Here is a 16,384-nt window from a genome sequence, read left to right on the forward strand (position 1 = left end):
CTATTCGTCGGCAGCGTCAGATGTGTATAAGAGACAGGGATAATACCTAAAGGAAAATTGTCTCTACCACCGGCTGGAACCTCAAAACCCTATTTTATAATTCGACGTGACTTTGCGTCAATCGAGTTCTAGGGTCCGGTTTTTGACTTCATGGGAGAGTTGGTTAAATATTAAGTTAATTCCGGAGAGCACGGAAATAAAGTCGTGGTGGAAATTCTGGCAACAGAGTAAAAGTCTGTTTTTTCTATTCACTATAGGTCCCTAAAAAGATGGTAAAAAAGGCATTTAAGGCTTTTAAATTGGAGAAGAAGGAACTCCGTTATTATTGGAGGTAATTGTCGGGCAGCCTGTTCAGGTTGGGGTGCGCCAGCGCAACTTTGATTTTAGCATAAATCTCCCACCCCGCAGTCAACGACCTCTGCCCATAGGTCCGAAGGCATTGGGAGGGTGCATTTCTACATCGTAGTGGCACGAACTGGCCGTCGTTCTTATTCTCGTGCCTGGGTTTTTGCAGGAACATTCCATTGCTCCTGCCGATGCCAATCGATCAATGGCTAGTTATAATGCAATGCACAGACGAACGGTGTTTAATAGTTTTTGTGCCTGGGTTTCTGACCTTTTCTGGAGGGGTTGTTCATCCTATTTACCGGCTTTGGCAATCTTATTTCCGGTCTTTCAATTACAATCTTCTTCAGAGCAGGTAGTGTCTGTTCCTTAATATCTACATGATTGTCTTTCAGCACACTCATGAAATTAGCATGGTCATTTTTGGAAAGGATATTTATCGCTTTTCCTTCTGTTCCTGCTCGTGCAGTTCTTCCAATCCTGTGAATATACTGTTTACTCTCCCTGGGAATATCATAATTGTAAACATGGGAAACACCCTGTATATCAAGTCCTCTTCCGGCTACATCTGTGCATACAAGGACACCTATGTTCCCGGCATGGAATTTTTCCATTATGCGAGTTCGTTCGTTCTGTGTCAATCCGCCATGAATTGCCACGGCATTGATGCCTGATTTTCTCAGGTTTTTTGCGACTTTTTCAGTGTTTCTTTTTGTGTTGCAGAAAACCATCCCGAGGTTTGACTTTTCATTTTGTAGAAGATACACGAGCAGAGATAATTTCATGTCATCCTGTACTTTATAAACGACCTGATTCAATTTTTGCGGGTCGATATAAGACTCTACTGATACTCGAACCGGGTTTTCCATGTGCTTGCGGGAAAGCTGGACAATATCTTTTGTAATGGTTGCAGAGAACAAAAGGGTCTGCCTGTTTTGAGGACATTCCTTGATAATTTTTTCTACATCCGGTTTGAATCCCATATCAAACATCTGGTCTGCTTCATCAAGGACAAGGGTTTTCACATTATTGAATTTGATAGTATTTCTGCTGATATGATCGAGTAGCCTACCGGGTGTTCCCACAACAACCTCGGCATTCTTTAATTCTTTAATTTGTGGATTGATCCCTACACCGCCATAGATATATACGATATTTAACGGGTCGTATTTTGAGAATTTCCTGAACGAATTTGCCACCTGCTCCGCCAGTTCTCTTGTAGGGGTCAGGATCAAAGCCTGAATTCCTTTTCCTTTTTCGGAATTTTGTAATATGCCGGAAGCAAATGCGAGTGTTTTTCCGGAACCTGTTGCGGCTCCGGCTATAACATCTTCCCCAGCAAGTATTAGGGGAATTGATTTTTCCTGTACTGCTGTAGGGTTTTCAAAACCATGTTCATTTATTGATTTCAAAACAGCATTACTGAGACCTAGTTTTTTAAAATTATTCATAGTTAGACTTTCCGTGATTTGTCTGAAAAAGCTACTTAATTGCTTTTTCATATTTATATATTTATGATATATCAAAAACAATTAAGAGCTATAAGCACAACTTCAGAAAAGTTTAGATTAATTTACTGCTTAAATGTTAGTAATCGCTTATAACGGTGAACTCTCCCTTTATACTTTTGCCTATTTTGATGATGTGATTACCCAGCATTCATTGTTCTTCCAAAGGTTCGACCCCAAATGAGTAGACCCGGATGGCATGACTTACGAAGAATATCAGGCTGCAATGGATAAGATGTGGCCCAGAATGGCAGAACCGGACGGGGAAGGCATAGATCTGCACCCATATGACCCCCGGCGGCGGTTTATAGCGACCTGCGAAGGTGTAATCTTCAGTCAGGCACCCCCTTAACCGAAGAAGACAGGCTCTAAGCGGACCGGCTTTGGGACAGCATAGCTATGCCAGGAACCAGCCCAGGCAAGAAACAGGAAAATAAAAAGTGATATGCCTTTCACCCATATGTCTTTCACCCTTAACAAACACGTTTTGGAGCGGGTTAAGGCAGGGGAAAAACTGGTTTTGGGGTCAGGTTAAGGCTTAAGGGGAGTTAAGTTTTAAAGTCAAGGGGTCAAAGCTGATTTTCAACAGACGCGTCGATTCTTTCTGGAAATAAAGAACTGTCTTAAGATCTATACTTATATAACCCTCTCACAATCCTTATTTTTAAACTTGTAACAATTGAGAACATTCTTTAATTAATTTAGAGTGTTATAATGTTTTAGAGACAAAAATAAAGCTTTATAAAGTTTTAAATTTGCATCGCGTTTTTTATTTGGTCTCAAGAATATAAGTATGTTTATATGTTAACTGTCTCTACTATTTTTGATTACGGGTGTTCCCGGCCCAAACTAAGAAAAAAAACAGGAGAAATAAAATGAAAAATAATAGAAAGTCTATATGGAAAATAACAGTATCTATTTTCACCGCATTAATGGTGTTGACTTTATTGTCCACAGCAGCCTCTGCATCACTTACTATATACAAAACTCCTCTTGGTGCAGGAACTCCCCCTGCAACACAACGTCTAACCGGTGGAGGTAATTCCATTGATTATACAGCAGTAGCCGCTTCAAGTACTGATCCACGAATAGTACAATTTAAGGATCTTTCAAGAGGTAAAGAGACCTATATCAGATGGGACTTTGGAGATGGAACTTCTCTCTCAGGAACAAAAATTACTCCACAACTAAAAAATCCGGTACATAAGTTTCCAAAGACTGGTTATTATATTAGTGGTCTGACTATCAGGTGTACTGGTTATAATGGATTGTTGTGGGTTCATAAGACACTTATAATTAAAGCATAAGACTGTTGTTATTAAATGATTTGAAAAAGTTAAAAGTTGACTTACCCCTTCAATTTTTTATAAATTATTCTTTATATTAATTAAATTCTTTTTTTGTTTAAAATCGCAATCATCTAACGCGAGATTAATTTAGCGATATGTTTCTTACTATTTGTTTGCATTTACCCCCCTAAAGTTATATAGCGGACTGAAAGTATTAATCAATCATTTTTTCAATTTCTTCCTGAGAGGATGAAACGCCCCGTAATGAATTAATCGATTTTTTTATTTTTGCCTTTTAAACGGCTCAACCGAATACTTTCACTTTCCTGCTGACCTGCATGAATTTTTCTGAAGCCAAAATTCTGGTCTTCCCCGACTATCTGGTTGATATTCCGGGGTCAGACTTCCCGGCGTGGCTAATGATTTCATTTTTATTTACTGTACGCGGGAGGGTTCAAGCGGAGCGCGGAGGATGGAAAGAAGGAATGTGAGATGCAATTTACGGTCATTCAGGAATAATAACAACTAATTCATTGGTCATCGGTTAAGATTTATTTTCCTTCTCTTTTTACTGTTTTTCCATCTACTCTTTTTATTCAAACCATTCTTCTCTGAACCTTTCTCTGTTTATATGTGGATCTAATGCTTGATTTTCATATACACTCATCAATCCCGAAACACAAGAGTCATACCATAATTCTTCTAAAATACCTACTCAACACTCAGCTAATTTTTACTTCTCCCAATACGTTTCTTCATTTACTTCTCCCAATACGTTTCTTCATGATATTTCAAGTTCCTCAGAAGTACAAACCTTACCTAACATAGGGAAGATCACATCTGTAGCAAAGTTCTGAGCCTCTTTGCTAATCGAAGCAACGCAGTCACTCAGGACAACACAATTATATCCCCTGTCAAAAGCTCCCCTAACCGTACCTTCAACACAGAGGTTCGTCACAGCACCTCCAAAGAGCAGGGTATCGCAGTGCAAGGCCATGAGTATCCGGTCGAGATCCGTATTGTGAAAACCGCTCATTGTATGGTGTTTGGCGACTATGAGGTCTTCCGGATGAGGCTTGAATTCATCTATGATCCTCCCCTGGAATTCTCCTTCTTCATGACTTATTTGAGTGAAGTCCATTTCCTTAATGGGTTTCCAGAAATCGATGTTCGGTAGGTTGTTATTCAGAGCCTGTGATATCTGAGGCCGCAGCTCCATTACAACGAAGATTACGGGTATCTTTGCTGCCCTGAATCTTTCTATGGCTTTGGCAGTTCTTTTCACCATATCCTTTTCCTGAGCAAATTTCCAGGCACCCCAACCTGCACCAAACCCGTTTTCATGAAGAACAAAGTTCTGTGCATCCACAATGATGAATGCAGTACTATTTCCATTAATCTTCGTCATTAATGCACCCCCTAAAATAAAATAATGTACAAATATTGTATACATAGTAACGTTGGTTTGTAAAAAAATATAATTTTTGAATCATTTTTACTAAACTTTATTACTAATTGAAATGAAGAAAAAGAAATCATTTTTCACGATGAATCTTATTTTATTTGAATGGATTAATAAATTAGTCCATATTTTATAGAATTCTAGCCTCAAAAAATAGCGTACACTTTTTCAACGTTGCATATATCCCCTTAATTTAGTGCGAGGGATGAGATTCTAACCCCTGAATTCCTTTGAATCAAATTTAATATCCGATTCTTTCAATCAAGTTGCAGCAATTCAGAGGCAAAACCCTCTGGGTATGGTATCCTACAAAGCACGCAGAGTCTCTACAATGGATTGAAATTAATTTCCGTATTAACTTTTATCCCGAAGAATGAATTAAATCTCCATATTTTAGTCCTGAGAGAAAAGCATTTCCGAAAACCCGGATAAAAACTATCAGCCTTCACAGACCTTCGGTATCAAAAAATAGAGTGAATTACATGCGTCATCGGTTGAGCGTTAGATAATTACTCATGGATTCGTTTTTTGTTGACAGTAATTCTTCATAAATGTGGAATCTCTTTAAAAAAGTGGAGTGAAAAATCACTCCAGAATTACCTCGTTAGCCGATTCCCATGCAGGCTGGTTTATGGCCAGGAACTCAAGGTCAACATCTCCGGTATTCTCGATGTATTGCTTTGCGTTTGCAGGTACGAGGACAAGTTTTCCTTTTTTCAGTTCAAATGGTACATCTTCTATGTAGAGCATGCCTTCACCCTCAAGAACATAATATGTTTCCGGGTTCTTCATAATGAGGGTAGCAAGGGGATCACCTGGTTTAACTAGAAAATGTGCAATGCTGTAATCCAGGTCCAGATCCATTTCAACTCTATTCGGATTGATCAGATTTCTAACGGTTGCGTCTCCAAAGTAGTTGATATCTTCAATGTCTTCAAAGTTTTTGTTATAGATGTAGTCATCTACGTAAAAGCCGGAATGAACAAGGTATGTCTGGTTACCGATAGAAGTTCTCTTGACGAATGTGCACTTCTTTGAAGGTTCTGTCTCACCTGGTTTTGGCCAGTCATAATTGACCCATCCCTCGCCTTCTTCGCTTAAAGCAGTGTCTATGAGCATCCTGCCTAACGGTTTGCCGTTGTAGTCTTTAAGATCGCTCACATTCTCGCCTTCGCCGCTTGTTTTTGGAGGGAAAACAATACGTATTCCTTCAGTTTTCCAGACTGTGATGTAGGAATCATTATGATACCACTGGCTGTCTTTTTCTCTGAAATCGGGAAATGCAAGCTCTCCTTTTTCCTCTATCAGGTCAATAGCTGCATTGACCTGGGACATTGTATACTCTTTCTGGGCTAACAGGTCGGTCTGATTTTCTTCAATTGTTTGTTCTTTCTGTTCAATAACACCTTTCTGTTCAATAACACCTGTTTTTTCTGACTGCACACAACCGGAAACTGCCAGCAAGAGAACAGTAATGAACAGAACACAAAGTACATTTTTAAAATGATTCATATTGTAACACCTGTCAAATATATTTAAAAAAATGGATGAAATTATCCACTCGAAACATCGAAGAGGCATGAATCAGCGAAAAGACAGAAATCAGCGAAGAGACAGAAATCAGGGTTTATTGGAAGCTCAAATTAGGACCCACAGCGAAATAATATCTGCAAATATTCATGTATTTTTATACTGTAGTCGATATTTTCACAAGCACGCCACTCAATTAACTTCCAAAATAATTGTACGTTATTCAGGTTATTTTGTAACGAGCCCTTAGTACAGTAAGGACTGAATTTTTGATTCATGTTTCAGTTCTTAGCTTCGTATCTAAGTGACGCCTGTATCCTGTTCTCCCTATCTCAACGAATTGCTATTATAATTATCGTGGCATATTAATTATTTAATACTATTAGTTAATACTATATCAAATTTATTAAGAATTTAAGAAAACTCAAGCTCTGTATAAATCCTACTTTATATTTCATTTTAACATAATTATTTTAAAAAGATTAACTCCCTGAGTACTATAAGACTGAGTACTATAAGAAACGCATTAGATTTATTAAAACTGCTGCTAAAAATTTTGAAGGGAAACCAACAAATAATAAAAAGTTTCATTCTTAAATAATATGATAAGTTTCCTGCTTTCTCTAGTCGCTCTTGTGCTAGGTTATTTTTCTTATGGTGTGTTTGTCGAAAATGTATTTGGAGCTGATCCCTCACGAAGGACACCTGCATACACCCAGGAAGATGGGGTTGATTTTGTCCCCCTCGGTTGGTCCCGCATATTCCTCATCCAGTTTCTCAACATCGCTGGCCTGGGCCCCATATATGGTGCTATTCTGGGAGCTTTATACGGTCCTGCTGCTTTCCTGTGGATCGTCCTGGGCAGTATTTTTGCAGGCGGAGTGCATGATTATTTTTCCGGGATGTTAAGTATCCGTCATGAGGGAAAAAGCGTTTCAGAAATTGTGGGGATCTATTTAGGCAGACAGGCGAGGATTGCCATGATTGCGTTCTCTGTCATCTTGCTCATACTTATAGGAACGGTGTTTATGTCCGGGCCGGCAGGACTTCTGACAAATCTGGGGTTTACAGGGCTGCTGGCCCACCCGAATTTCTGGCTGGCCCTTATCCTCCTGTATTATTTCGCAGCCACTGTCTTTCCAATCGACAAGATCATAAGCCGTATCTATCCCTTATTCGGAGCTGTCCTGTTGATTATGGCATTAAGCATCGGCTCCATGCTTCTCATCAAAGGATATGAGATCCCTGAAATAGCCTTCAGGAGTTTCCATCCTGACGGCCTTCCTTTGTGGCCTATGCTTTTCATAACCATCGCCTGTGGAGCTGTTAGCGGGTTCCACTCGACCCAGTCCCCAATAATGGCCCGATGCCTGACAAATGAAAAATATGGCAGGCGTATTTTTTACGGGGCCATGATAGCAGAGGGGGCTATCGCCCTTATCTGGGCTGCTGCTGCAATGTCTTTCTTTCCGGGAGGAGTAGTCGGCCTGAGTGAAATCACTACCACAGGAGGTGCTGCCCTGGTGGTAAAAAATGTGTCATTGGGTTTGCTGGGACCTGCAGGAGGAATTCTCGCTATCCTGGGAGTTATTGCCTGTCCCATCACATCCGGAGATACAGCCTTCAGGAGTGCACGTCTGACCATAGCTGATGCCATGAACCTGGACCAGAGACCTTTAAAGAACAGGTTAATAATAGCTTTTCCAATATTTGCCATGGGGTTCAGTCTGACCCTGATCGACTTCAGTAAAGTCTGGCGTTACTTCGCGTTCTCGAATCAGGTATTGGCTACCATAGTTCTCTGGACATCTGCGGTATATTTGTCAAATAACGACAAATTTCACTGGATCGCTACCATCCCGGCTACATTTATGACAGCAGTGGTAACAACATACATCTTACAAGCTCCTGAGGGGTTCGGCTTACCAGGCAGTATCTCATATCCGGCAGGAATGATCTGTGCAGCCGCTTTTTGTGTTCTATTTGCCACCTTTTTAAGGAAAAGATCTCTATCATTAGCTTTACTCAGTGAGTGAGCGCTGAATGAGGATATGATAACAGTATATTACTGTGATAGTTATACCGTCAGAAAGTCCATATATAGTATTTATATAGAGTATTTTCCCCACTTTTGCATAGAGATATCTGGAAAATTGCCTTCAAAGTCCTTAACCGATGACCAGTGAATGGGAATACAACCTTCAGGAAATAAAACTTAAAAAAATGTGAAACTTAGGTAAAATAAGGAGTACAGATAAGTATAAATGAGTGCAGATAAGTATAAATTAGCACTTAAGTATAGTTGAATACGTATGTCCCACACACGGAAAGACATCTGTTAAATTAGTAATTATTTCCCTGGTTCTCCACTTTTCATCGTTTAATTCAAAATAATTGTTAGATGTAAATAATTAGTGAAGCTCTTAAAATTATTGCTGGCGTTAAACATTTCAATGTGAGCCAATATGTTACCTATATTGAAATTTCAATGCCGGTAATTATATATCTTTTTTGAAGAATTATTACTTACTTCGTCAGCATAGCGAACAAAAAACCTTGTGCAGGAATTCTCATCAACTGATCATTGCATGGGAATTCTCCTTTCCTATTTTTATACTCTACGACCTGATAACACTTTTTTACGGATCACTGTCTAAAGGGGATTCCCTTTTATTTTCTTTTCAGGGATCGATTTTTGATTACCCTGGCCTTTTCTTCAGAAAAGTCCTTATTTTTTTAGATTTACCCGGAATTCTGAAGGTTCATTATTCGGATACGTTGAAAAGTCCTAAAATTGTCCTGTCCATCGAAATCTACAATTGCAGTCTCTGAAAATCTCTTGAAAACCTTCTGGATATCGCTGCTTCCGACACCGGATACAAATATTTATATTCTTTGTTAGATAATTTTACTTTAATGGATGACAGCAAAGAATACCAGCTTTATCTTGAAGCTCTTGACAACGAGAGATCTGCATGGGGGAGAAGGACGGCTTTAAAGAGGCTCAGTGAATGCAAAACTGAAGAGTCCCTCTACTACCTGAATGAGCTTATTGTTGACAGGTACTGCATTGTTCCAGACTGGCTTAAAAGAATTGCAAGAGAATATTACGTATGCCTATGCCTTGAGTTTCTCTAAAAACTTAATTTTTTATCGGCTGATTTCTTCAGGCCGTATCCTCTCTCGCCACGAATGCTGTAGCCGATCTGTCATGAAAATTTGAGTAACAACAGTGCTGTTAATGCGTGCTTAATTCTCTTTTTTTGTACTCGTACCGATTTTTCTATCTTATTTAGTATTTGCTCTTTTCATGTAATTTTTATTATTACGGGAGTGTGGAGGGTCACGAATATTCCGTCCTTCGCAGGTTGTCCGACAATTCATTTTTAGGGCAAAAACATGTAAAATATAAGGTATCTCAAGCCTTTAAATCGAAAAAGAAGGAATTCAGTTCTTACTGGCGGTAATTGCAGGACAGCCTGTTTATGGAGGGGGACCGCACGCAATTTTATTCAGCTTTTGTATATTAAATATTTATATTTATACCGGTCTATGGATAGTAACCCTTATATGTTCATATGTAGATTTTATTGATAGTGAAAATATGTTAAAAACTAAAGCTCCGGCTTACTGGGTATGTTCAGGCTTATTTTCGATCTTTGGGTTAAGGGGGCTAAGGAGTCACATCTACTCATCGCTATTTAACTCCAGAAATACTGGACTTTGAAATTTGAGGAGGTACTTATATGAAGAAGTTTCTGGCTTTGATAGTACTCGTTTCAGTAATCTTTGTATCTGGCTGCGAATCAACGACTTCTCCGGTTGATTCTGAAGATCTGGATGTGAGCACAGAACCCCTGGTTATCAAGGAGTTTAATGAGCAGGATGTTTCCGTGTCCGTATTCAACAACAACAGCGTCCAGGCGATTGATGCGGTGTCTGTAAGTTCATTTGATCCTTTTACGATTGTCGGGTCAAGCTCACAGGTGAATATTCCTGCAGGTAAGCGGGCTTCTGTCAGTTTCAGGGTTATGGCTCCTTCTTTTGGCGGGGTTGAAAATACCTCTATCTTGATCCTGTCGTATGCTTCGGGTATTGATGAAGAGGGAAAACCCGTAATCAGGACAAAGGCCGTGCCTGTTCAGACCGTTGTCCTTCCTGATGCGAAGCTGCAGTTCGTAGGCTTTGCCGAAAGCATCGACAAGCTGCGTGCAGCACCTCCTGTTTCGACCTGGGAAACTGAGAAAGGCGAAAACGTCACTGTGAAATTCTCTGCTAAAAATCATGGACAGACAACCATAACAGGCGGATCCATGTACGTGCTTGTTGATATTGAAAATAAGCTAATTGGAGGCAATGCGAGCATTAACATCACCGAGGCGATGGCAAAGGGTGGGACCTCCTATACCTGGGGGGTGAAGCTTCCAGTTTTGAACGACGCTCCCAACGGGGAGACCGATGTGTATGTAAATCTGATGCAGGGTGATTATCTTATTGATTCCCAGACCCTTGTGCTTAAAGTAAAACTATAATATGGGTTTGGTTTCCATGGGATTCAGGGTTTCGATTAAATCTAAAAAATCTCCCCTATTATTTTTTATTGGATTTTTTATCAGCATTTCCCTGGTTTTTACCTTCTCTTCAGGCTGTTTTGAGAAGCCAGGAGGCGTTTTCAGGGAGTATGAGGAGATCTTCATCCAGGATGTGGATGTGATGTCCACTCCGCAGGGTGAGGGTGCTCTTCTGACGGTCACCCCTTATATCCGGAATGACCAGAACACTGACAGTTCGATGCTTTCCGTTAAAGTCAAGATCATTGATCAGGAAACCCGGCTGATTGTGGCAGAAAAAGATCTCGACATGGGTTATATCAAAGCCCGGTCCCTGGCCTACAATAGTGTTTCTCTGGGGGTTGCGGACCCAGGGGATTATGAGGTTGAGGTCCAGCTTTTCAAGGAAGGCCAGCTTCTTGATTCAGGGGGCAGCTTTGTTACTATAAAAGCGGAAACCTTCGCGGACCAGCCGGCCGATATCCTGCTTACCGACATGAACCTTGTAATTACCCAGTTCACTGATAGGGACGCAAAGGTTGTGGTGGATATCTCTCCGGGGGTTTATAATCAGGGAGGAGATTCCAAAGCTCTGACCATGGTGGTCACTGCAAGGACCGATCCCTACACCGCATATACCGAAAGTGACGAACTCGGGATTGTCAAAGGTTCAAGCCGGCTTAGAGGGCATGTGCGCTTTGTGTTCCCTAGAAGGGACGAATATACATTTTCGGTTACTGTGGAAGAAAATGGCCGGGAAATAGTCACGTCCGAAGTTCCTGAACCAATAAAAATGGATAAGATCGAGCGGCAAGTTACCAAAAATTACCCGCTTGTGGAAGAAGACATGCCTGTTGAAGCCCCGGAAAAAGAAGATACTCCTGGGTTTGAGGGTTCGATAGTATTTGCAGCCCTCTTGCTGACAGCATGTGTTATGCACAGGAAAGGCCCGAAGAGTAAGAAAGATGGGAATGAGGGATTATATGGCTGGAGAAGAAGGTAATTCCTGCGTTGAGGAAAAGGATACGGATCATCAGGCTATGGAGGTCCGAAAGCCGGGGAAAGGGGATGCACAGGACAATAATGATGCATCGTTTAAAAAACTCGTAAATGCAGCAGTGCTGGTCGTCCTTGTGGCGCTGATTTTCATTGCCCTTTTCTCTTTTTTCTTCAATATGCAAGAAGCGATAATTGCCCTTTTCCATCCAAGGTACCAGGCACTTATGCAGGCAATCTTTAGTTTGGTAGTCCTGGTTATAGGAATTTATATAATCCGGCTCCTTCTTCCGAATAAACGTTGACCACAGCTTTTGGAGAAGGGAAATCCCTTTTCCAAAATCAACTCCTTTTTTTGACGAACTTTATACAGGCCCAATCTCTTATTACTAATGGAGTGCGGAGGATCACGAATACCCCGTCCCTCACAGGCTGTTTTGTAAGACCGCTCTCCTGCGTTGAGCGTGACAGATTCGGGTGAGCCAGCAATTTGTTATTTCAAAAAACAGGTTTTCTAAGAGGCATTATCTGGTTTTCAAAATCAAAAACTATAAATTTATTTAATACTTAGAAGGTTGTACATACCTGAAGCATATATTTAAATAATCCTGATTCTTTTCTAAAATATTAAGAATCGGTACGCTTAAAGCTATAGAGATCCCCTTTAATAATGCATTCTCATCTCTGGTTGCTTTAATGAATTAAAATCAATTCTTTCCGTTAGAAAATATAGTTACCGCTTAATTTTGTTACATTCAGGTTTCTTGATGTATTAAAGATCCTTAAAATGGATAACTTGAAAATAATAATTTGGAAATATAATTTGCTGGTGAATTATCTCAGGAGGGACTGTCTTTATGCGTAAGGATACTGAAAAGATTTTGGGAGGACCTGCAGCAATCTTGCTGCTTGTTGGATTAGCGTTAAGTGCTATTCTCTTCTATTTTATGTTCAAATTTGCTGATGAAGAGAATCTTACCATGGTTCTCTTAACTACGTTCTTGATATCTATTATTGCAATAGCTATTGCCAGGGGTCTTGTTTCTATATCTAAGTATAAATAAATAAATAAATAAATAAATAAATAAATAAATAAATAAATAAATAAACTCCAATGCGTACTTATTTTTATTCCTTTTTCTTTTCTCTTTCTTCTCTCTTTCTTTTTTGATTTAATGAGTGATTATTCAAATCATGCTCTATTTTTTCAGCTGGATCCTTCGGTCACAAATTCCACTAAACGAAGATTTCAAATGGGAACAGGTACACTAAACTGAAGATCTGGCAAAAGAAGGTTACGGAATGCAAAAACGGGCATATTTACTGATTGCTGCAGGTGCGGTCCTGTGGGGTACGATAGGGATTTTTGTCCGAGGCTTTTATGGTTTCGGATTTTCCCCGCTTCAGGTTGTAACCCTGAGGGTTCTCTCAGCGGCTGTAATCATGCTGATTTATCTTCTTTTTACCAGGCCGGAACTGCTGAAAATAAGGGTTCGGGATTCTCTTTATTTTGTGGGGACAGGCATCTTCAGCCTTGCTTTCTTTAACCTCTGCTATTTTACCACAATCAGGGAAACCTCGATTGCAATTGCCGTTACTCTGCTCTACACAGCTCCTGCATTTGTTGCAGTCCTTTCCAGAGTTTTTTTCAGGGAAAGCCTGGGAGTAAAAAAATTTGTTTCTCTGGGGCTGACTCTTGTGGGATGCGCTTTTGTAACCGGTTATCTTCCGGGGCTCGGGGATTCTTTTTCTATTTCCGGGTCAGGGCTTCTTACGGGGTTAGGGGCGGGTTTCGGATATGCCCTTTACAGCATTTTCGGAAAAGCTGCCCTCAAAAAGTACCATACAATGACAATTGCAGCTTATACCTTCATTTTTGCAAGCCTGGCCCTTCTGCCTTTTAACAATTTTGAAAATTTTACAGGAGCTTTTTTTACGGGCAATTTCTGGATCTACCTTGCAGGCCTGGGCTTTTTTCCTACAGTGCTAGCCTACCTGCTGTACACAAAAGGGCTTGAGGAAGTCGAATCCAGCAGGGCATCCATAGTAGCAACGGTAGAGCCGGTTGTGGGTACCCTTGTAGGTTTTTTCTTTTTCAGGGAAATGCTATCAGGCTGGCAGTTAGCAGGGGTTCTGCTTGTACTTGCGGCAGTTATACTGATACAGGACCGAAAATGAACCTTTTTTCTTTTATTTTTTCTTCCTGCAGTCTTTCTTCCTGAGGTCTCTTTTGCTTCCAATAAGGTTTTACGGAACTACTTAAAATAATATGAAGGTTAATATGTTAGCTCAGTTTAATATTATAGTCTAAGATCTTACCTGATCTGAGATCTTACCTGATATCTATTATCTCTGCTCTTAATTTCCATCTTTTTCAGACTTTCTGTCGGTTTACGGGGTTTAGAAACCAGCAGAGTGTCTGATTCGGGCGAAATAAATTACAATTACAAATTCACAATAATATTGAGAATGAAAAGGATGGTGTTTAATTAATGCAATTGCAACTGGAACATTTTGACATAAAAATAGGGCAGCACAAAGCATTATTTAATATTGCCGATGCGAAGGAGCTGGGAATTAATCCCGGAGATAGGGTCCGCATCCGTGGGCATAAAAGCCTTTCTGCTATTGTGGACACAACCGAGGACATGGTTCCTCCGGGCACGCTTGGAGTTTTTTCTGAAGTTTATGCGCACTTCCAGGACTGGGATAAGCCAGTAGAAGTTGTCCCGGCATTCCGCTCCAAATCTGCAAGCGTTATCAAGAAGATGATGGACAAAAAACCTGTTGTTCAGGACGAGATTAAATTGCTTGTAAATGATATCGTGGAGGAAAACCTCAGTGATATCGAACTTTCGGCTTTTATAACATCTTCTTATATTCATGGGATGACTGATGATGAAGTCGAATGGATGACAAGGGCTATGATCGACAGCGGAGACCGGATCGAATTTGATACTCATCCTATCATGGACAAGCACTCGATAGGAGGAGTGCCCGGAAACAAAATATCTCTCCTCGTTGTCCCTATCGTCGCTGCAAACGGGCTGCTTATCCCAAAGACAAGTTCCAGAGCAATCACAGGTGCAGGAGGCACTGCAGACCTCATGGAAGTGCTCTGTCCTGTTGAGTTCAGCTCTCAGGAAGTCAAGGAGATAACCGAGAAAGTGGGAGGGGCTCTTGTCTGGGGTGGAGCCACCAATATCGCACCTGCGGATGACAAGCTCATCAGAGTTGAGTACCCTCTATCCATTGATCCGTACTGCCAGATGCTTGCCTCAATCATGGCAAAAAAGGGAGCTATAGGAGCCGATAATGTGGTAATGGACATCCCCGTCGGGCCAAGCACAAAGGTCCCCACTGTCCAGGAAGGGCAGAAACTGGCAAGAGACCTGATCAACCTGGGGCACAGGCTCGGAATGAACGTCGAGTGTGCTATCACCTACGGTTCGTCTCCCATAGGAAGAAGGGTGGGTCCGGCGCTGGAGGTCAGGGAAGCCCTGAAAGTGCTGGAAAGCATGGAAGGTCCAAACAGCCTTATTGAAAAGAGCGCTGCCCTTGCTGGTATTCTTCTTGAGATGGGAGGGGCGGCTCCAAGGGACCGCGGAAAAGAAATTGCACTGGAAACGCTCAGGAGCGGAAAAGCTCTTGAAAAAATGAGACAGATCATTGAAGCCCAGGGCGGAGATCCGAATATTAAATCCGATGATATACAGGTAGGCCAGTACACTGCTGATATCTTTGCTTCTACAGATGGATATGTTATCGAGTTTGACAATAAATGGATAATTGAGATTGCCAGGCTTGCAGGAGCTCCGAGTGACAAAGGAGCCGGGGTTGCGATCCACAAGAAAATGGGAGAACAGGTCAAAAAAGGAGACTCTATTCTCACAATCTATGCTGAAAAAGAATTCAAGCTCGATATCGCATTGACAACGGCCCAGAGAACAAACCCGATAATAGTCGAAGGCATGCTTCTGAAGAGAATCCCTGGAATTTATGGGTTCCAGTAATACCCATATTTTTTCCTTTTTTCCCTGTTTCAGTGAAACTTCAGTGAAACCCTTTAATACCTTGTCAGGGTTTTAGCCGAGCATGAAGAGGATTGTATTGCTGCGCCTGGGGCATCGCCCTGAGAGGGATAAGAGAATTACCACCCATGTTGGCTTAACTGCCAGGATGCTGGGAGCTGAAGGCATGCTTCTTGCTTCTGATGACCCGGGGATTGTGCAGAGCCTCGAAGATGTGGTCAATCGCTGGGGTGGGCATTTCTATATTAAAAATAATGTTAACTTCAAGCAGGAAATCAGGAACTGGAAAGAAGAAGGCGGAAAAGTCTGTCACCTTTCCATGTACGGGGTTAACCTGCCAGATGTTACTGGCGAACTCAAAAAGTGCGAAAAGCTCATGATCGTTGTCGGCGCAGAAAAGGTCCCTCCTGAAATTTACCAGCTCGCTGACTGGAACGTAGCTGTGGGCGGCCAGCCCCATTCCGAAGTTGCGGCAGTTGCAATCACAATGGACAGGATCGCAGAGGGCGAGCCGCTTGAGAAAGAGTTTCCAGGTGCCGAACTGACAATTATCCCTGCTGAAAGGGGTAAACACGTAATCGAAAACGTCAGGGAATAAGCCAGACTATAAATTATCCGGGCTATAAATTATCCCGGCTATTAATTTCCATTTTTATATTTTTTTGAATACAGA

14 protein-coding genes are annotated in these 16,384 nt (G+C 41.1%); 11 read left to right on the top strand and 3 right to left on the bottom strand.

The features are described from left to right. Positions 1 to 587 precede the first annotated feature (587 nt). A complete protein-coding gene (locus EO95_RS01040; protein WP_052733451.1) occupies positions 588 to 1,757 on the bottom strand; it encodes a DEAD/DEAH box helicase in 1,170 nt (389 codons plus the stop codon). Positions 1,758 to 2,052: 295 nt separating this feature from the next. On the opposite strand from EO95_RS01040, the gene EO95_RS17355 reads away from it, so the two are divergent. Then, positions 2,053 to 2,205 (top strand): hypothetical protein, encoded by a 153-nt coding sequence (locus EO95_RS17355; RefSeq protein WP_156161207.1) that lies wholly within the window; start codon positions 2,053 to 2,055, stop codon positions 2,203 to 2,205. A gap of 523 nt (positions 2,206 to 2,728) precedes the next feature. Then, entirely contained in the window at positions 2,729 to 3,160 is a 432-nt protein-coding gene (locus EO95_RS01045; protein WP_048131417.1) for a PKD domain-containing protein, read from the top strand. Between the two features lie 763 nt (positions 3,161 to 3,923). Here the strand turns inward: EO95_RS01045 and EO95_RS16620 are convergent. Then, the gene (locus EO95_RS16620) at positions 3,924 to 4,550 is read right to left on the bottom strand and encodes a cysteine hydrolase (RefSeq protein WP_052733448.1); all 627 of its coding nucleotides are present in this window, start codon (positions 4,548 to 4,550) and stop codon (positions 3,924 to 3,926) included. 639 nt (positions 4,551 to 5,189) lie between these two features. After that, on the bottom strand, positions 5,190 to 6,047 hold the full coding sequence (locus EO95_RS01055) for a cache domain-containing protein (protein ID WP_162197336.1): 858 nt from the start codon (positions 6,045 to 6,047) through the stop codon (positions 5,190 to 5,192). 689 nt (positions 6,048 to 6,736) lie between these two features. Between EO95_RS01055 and EO95_RS01060 the strand changes: the two genes are divergently transcribed. From EO95_RS01060 to EO95_RS01100, 9 genes are all read left to right on the top strand, one after another. Then, positions 6,737 to 8,170 carry a carbon starvation protein A gene (locus EO95_RS01060; protein ID WP_048131418.1) on the top strand — a complete coding sequence of 478 codons (1,434 nt, stop codon included), beginning with the start codon at positions 6,737 to 6,739 and terminating at the stop codon, positions 8,168 to 8,170. Between the two features lie 880 nt (positions 8,171 to 9,050). After that, positions 9,051 to 9,272 (top strand): hypothetical protein, encoded by a 222-nt coding sequence (locus EO95_RS01065; RefSeq protein ID WP_200894970.1) that lies wholly within the window; start codon positions 9,051 to 9,053, stop codon positions 9,270 to 9,272. A 608-nt stretch (positions 9,273 to 9,880) separates the two neighbouring features. Continuing rightward, positions 9,881 to 10,666: a hypothetical protein gene (locus tag EO95_RS01070; protein WP_048131420.1), complete on the top strand. Its 786-nt coding sequence runs from the start codon at positions 9,881 to 9,883 to the stop codon at positions 10,664 to 10,666. Between the two features lie 16 nt (positions 10,667 to 10,682). Next, positions 10,683 to 11,687 carry a hypothetical protein gene (locus EO95_RS01075; RefSeq protein WP_048131421.1) on the top strand — a complete coding sequence of 335 codons (1,005 nt, stop codon included), beginning with the start codon at positions 10,683 to 10,685 and terminating at the stop codon, positions 11,685 to 11,687. After that, the gene (locus EO95_RS01080) at positions 11,668 to 11,985 is read left to right on the top strand and encodes a hypothetical protein (protein ID WP_048131422.1); all 318 of its coding nucleotides are present in this window, start codon (positions 11,668 to 11,670) and stop codon (positions 11,983 to 11,985) included. The genes EO95_RS01075 and EO95_RS01080 overlap by 20 nt, the downstream gene beginning before the upstream one ends. A gap of 552 nt (positions 11,986 to 12,537) precedes the next feature. Further along, entirely contained in the window at positions 12,538 to 12,744 is a 207-nt protein-coding gene (locus EO95_RS01085) for a hypothetical protein (protein ID WP_048131423.1), read from the top strand. Positions 12,745 to 12,982: 238 nt separating this feature from the next. Beyond that, complete coding sequence (locus EO95_RS01090) at positions 12,983 to 13,858, top strand: DMT family transporter (protein WP_048131424.1); 876 nt, start codon at positions 12,983 to 12,985, stop codon at positions 13,856 to 13,858. A gap of 314 nt (positions 13,859 to 14,172) precedes the next feature. Then, the gene (locus EO95_RS01095) at positions 14,173 to 15,693 is read left to right on the top strand and encodes an AMP phosphorylase (RefSeq protein ID WP_048131425.1); all 1,521 of its coding nucleotides are present in this window, start codon (positions 14,173 to 14,175) and stop codon (positions 15,691 to 15,693) included. An 82-nt stretch (positions 15,694 to 15,775) separates the two neighbouring features. Continuing rightward, positions 15,776 to 16,309: a tRNA (cytidine(56)-2'-O)-methyltransferase gene (locus tag EO95_RS01100; RefSeq protein ID WP_048131426.1), complete on the top strand. Its 534-nt coding sequence runs from the start codon at positions 15,776 to 15,778 to the stop codon at positions 16,307 to 16,309. The last annotated feature ends 75 nt before the right edge of the window (positions 16,310 to 16,384 follow it).

Source organism: Methanosarcina sp. 1.H.T.1A.1 (assembly GCF_000979295.1).
GTDB lineage: Archaea > Halobacteriota > Methanosarcinia > Methanosarcinales > Methanosarcinaceae > Methanosarcina.